Here is a 3,671-nt window from a genome sequence, read left to right as displayed (position 1 = left end):
GCCCCCGGCCCGGCCTTCCCCGGCTCCGGCGCCTCCTTCCGCGGTGGTCCGGAGCACTTCAGGCCCAGGTCCACCCGGCCGCCGCGCTCGTTGAGCGCGGCCAGCGCCTCCCCGGCGTCCATGACCGGGTACCCGGCGCCCCCGCCGGCCTTCTCCAGCCCGACGGCCCGTCCGTTCCCGCTCGCCGGCGCGCCTCCGGGGGCGACACCGATCTCGGTCGTCCAGCCGTGGACGGGCAGCCCGTCCTGCCGGGGCTCGACCCGGACGATCCGCAGCCCGCCCCGCTCCTGCCCGGCGTCCACCTCGGCGCCCTCCAGACCGAGGGCCTCCACGACGGGCCGGGCCGCCTCCTCCGCCTCCTTCTCGGAGACCTCCCCGGCCTTCGGAGGCACCGCGCCCGTGAACGACCAGGCTCCCGAGGCGGCGTCCACGGTGAGCTTCCCGTCCTCGCCGCCGACCGTCCAGGAGCCGTCCTTCCCGCGGACCTCGCCGCGCACCTCCAGAGCCTTCGCCAGCTCGGCCACGTCCTCCTCGCCGACCTTTCCGGCGGGCCGGTACACCGGGGCCGAGGCCGGGCCGTCGGGCAGCGGGCCGGACGCCTTGTAGACCGGGCCGCCGGGGGCCGGCTCGCCGGGCGCGATCCCGCGCTCCGGCGAGGCGGCGCGGGCCTGCCCGTAGCCGTCCAGGACCAGCGGCGCGGGCCTGTCCCGGCCGCCCTGCCCGGCCGCGTCCGAGGCCCCGCCGCTCCCGGCGGTCGAGGCCCAGTACGCGCCGCCGCCTCCGGCCAGCAGGACGGCGAGGGCCACCGAGACGGTCGTCAGCCCGCGTCGCCGGGTTCGGGTGGGTTCCGGGGTGTGGTCGGCGCTCACCGCATCGCTCCTTCGGTTCCGTGCACCGCGCGTCCGCGTGTCGCGCGTCCTCGGTGCCTGTCTTCCCAGCCGTGCGCCGATGTGACGGGAGCGGGCCGCGGACGGTTCCACCGGTGCGCGGACGCGGCGGGAGCAGGAGGCTCCGGGCAGGAAGGAGGAGGCGAGGAAGTAGCGTGGTGTGTCCGCAGTCCCGCCTCCCCAGGAGCAGCCCGCCGTGCGTATCGCTGTCACCGGCTCCATCGCCACCGACCATCTGATGACCTTCCCCGGCCGCTTCGCCGACCAGCTCGTCGGCGACCGGCTCCACACGGTGTCGCTGTCCTTCCTGGCCGACACCCTCAACATCCGGCGCGGCGGAGTCGGCGCGAACATCAGCTTCGGCATGGGCCAGCTCGGAGTGCGCCCGATCCTCGTGGGGGCGGCGGGCGCCGACTTCGAGGAGTACCGCGCCTGGCTGGAGCGCCACGGTGTGGACACCGCGTCGGTGCGCATCTCCGAGATCCTGCACACCGCGCGCTTCGTGTGCACCACCGACACCGACCACAACCAGATCGGCACCTTCTACACCGGCGCCATGAGCGAGGCCCGGCTGATCGAGCTCAAGACGGTCGCCGACCGGGTCGGCGGGCTGGACCTGGTCCACATCGGAGCGGACGACCCCGAGGCGATGATGCGCCACACCGAGGAGTGCCGCACCCGCTCCATCCCCTTCGCCGCCGACTACTCCCAGCAGCTCGCCCGGATGGAGGGGGAGGAGATCCGCGGGCTCACCGAGGGCGCGGCCTACCTGTTCACCAACGAGTACGAGGCCGGGCTGGTGGAGTCCAAGACCGGCTGGAGCGCGCAGGACATCCTCGACCGGGTCGGCGCCCGTGTCACCACGCTGGGCTCCGACGGGGTCCGCATCGAGCGGGCGGGCCACGAGACCCTCACCGTCCCCTGCCCCGAGGAGGAGGCCAAGGTCGATCCGACGGGCGTCGGCGACGCCTTCCGCGCCGGCTTCCTGTCGGGCCTGGCCTGGGACCTCGGACTGGAGCGCGCCGCACAGCTCGGCTGCATGCTCGCCACGCTGGTGATCGAGACGCTGGGCACCCAGGAGTACGAGCTGAAGCGCTCCCACTTCCTGGAGCGCTTCACCAAGGCCTACGGCGAGGACGCCGCGGCCGAGGTACGGACCTGCCTGTCCTGAGTACGCGCCGGAACGCGTCCCGGTGCTGTCCCTCCCCCCGGCGGCGGCCGGGGGAGGGGCTCAGGCGGTGCGGCGCACCCGGTGGGCGTGGCCCCTGACGCCCAGGTACTCGTGACCGCGCATCTCGCACCAGGCCGGGACGTCCAGCCGGGCCGCCTCGTCGTCGGCCAGCAGCAGGACCGTGCCGCCCACCGGCACCCGGCCGATCACCTTCGCCAGCTCGATCACCGGGATCGGGCACCGCTTGCCCCGGGAGTCGACGGTGAGGTCCGCCTCCCGGCCGGAGTCCGTGCCTTCCGGCCCGCCGGTCCCCCCGCCCTCCCCGCCTCCCGGCCCGCCGGCCGCGGCGTGCGGAGCGTCGGACACGGCGGCGGACGGCACCCGGAGCCGGTCGCGCACCTCCCGCACCGCTTCCGGCAGCACCGCCAGGAAGGCGTCGACGTCCGCCTCGGCCGTACCCGGGGGCAGCGACACCCGGACGTTCCCCTCCGAGAGCACCCCCATCGCGCGCAGCACATGACTGGGGGTCAGCGTGCTGGAGGTGCACGAGGACCCGGAGGAGACCGAGAACCCCGCCCGGTCCAGGGCGTGGAGCAGCGCCTCGCCGTCCACGTACAGGCAGGAGAACGTCACCACGTGCGGCAGCCGGCGCACCGGATCGCCCACCACCTCCACGTCCGGCACCAGCGCGGGCACCTCGGCGCGTACGCGGTCCACCAGGGCGCGCAGCCGTGCCGCCTCGGCGTCCGCCTCCGCACGCACCGCCCGCAGCGAGGCCGCCGCCGCGACGATCGCGGGAAGGTCGGCGAAGCCGGGGGAGCGGCCCGACTCCCGCTCGTCCGCCGGGGCCGGCGGGGCGAACCGCACCCCCTTGCGTACCGCCAGCAGACCGACCCCGCCCGGGCCGCCCCACTTGTGCGCGCTGGCCGCCAGCAGGGACCACCGCCCGGGCACCGGGCCCCACGCCAGCGACTGGGCCGCGTCCACCAGCAGCGGTACCCCGGCCTCGGCGCAGAACCCGGCCACCTCCTCCACCGGCTGCTCGGTGCCCACCTCGTGGTTGGCGGACTGCAGGCAGGCCAGTGCGGTCCCCGACCCCGGGGAGCCGTCGCCCCGCAGCGCCGCGCCGAAGGCCGCCGCGTCCACCCGCCCAGTACGGTCCACCGGCACCCGGACCACCGTCCCGCCACCCGCCTCGTGGGCCTCGGCGGCGTGGAGCACGGCGGAGTGCTCCACGGCGGAGACCACCAGGGCGCGGCCGGCCCGCCGCCTCCCGGCGAGCGCGCCCGCGATGCCGGTGTGCAGGGAGCGGGTGCCCGACGGGGTGAAGACCAGTTCGTCCGGGCGGCATCCCACCGCCCCGGCCGCCGCCTCGCGCGCCGCGTCCAGCAGCAGCCGGGCCCGCCGGCCCTCCCGGTGCAGCCGGGCGGGGTCGGCCCAGCCCTCGTCGAGCGCGGCGAGCAGAGCCTGCCGGGCGACGGGGTGGAGGGGGAGTGAGGAGGCTGCGTCGAAGTAGGGCACACCGGCACGCTAACGCGCCCGCCGCACCGAGTGCCCACGGGGCCGCGCGGGCCGCGGAGGCGGCCGTTCCGCCCCCGTCCCTCCTCCGCCCC

General features: G+C 76.5%; 2 protein-coding genes and 1 pseudogene. 1 reads left to right on the top strand and 2 read right to left on the bottom strand.

Going from position 1 to position 3,671, the window contains the following annotated elements:
- Nucleotides 1-869 (bottom strand): annotated as a pseudogene (locus tag L7D48_RS27260) (hypothetical protein); the annotation flags it as partial.
- Between the two features lie 214 nt (nt 870-1,083).
- On the opposite strand from L7D48_RS27260, the gene L7D48_RS27255 reads away from it, so the two are divergent.
- Nucleotides 1,084-2,058 (top strand): carbohydrate kinase family protein, encoded by a 975-nt coding sequence (locus tag L7D48_RS27255; RefSeq protein WP_237883523.1) that lies wholly within the window; start codon nt 1,084-1,086, stop codon nt 2,056-2,058.
- Nucleotides 2,059-2,118: 60 nt separating this feature from the next.
- On the opposite strand, the gene L7D48_RS27250 is transcribed toward L7D48_RS27255, so the two are convergent.
- Nucleotides 2,119-3,579: a cysteine desulfurase/sulfurtransferase TusA family protein gene (locus tag L7D48_RS27250; protein WP_237883521.1), complete on the bottom strand. Its 1,461-nt coding sequence runs from the start codon at nt 3,577-3,579 to the stop codon at nt 2,119-2,121.
- Nucleotides 3,580-3,671 lie beyond the last annotated feature (92 nt).

This window comes from Streptomyces sp. ICN903 (assembly GCF_022015835.1).
GTDB lineage: Bacteria > Actinomycetota > Actinomycetes > Streptomycetales > Streptomycetaceae > Streptomyces > Streptomyces fenghuangensis.
Note: the sequence above shows the minus strand (reverse complement) of the source record. Positions and strands in the feature narration are given on the sequence as shown.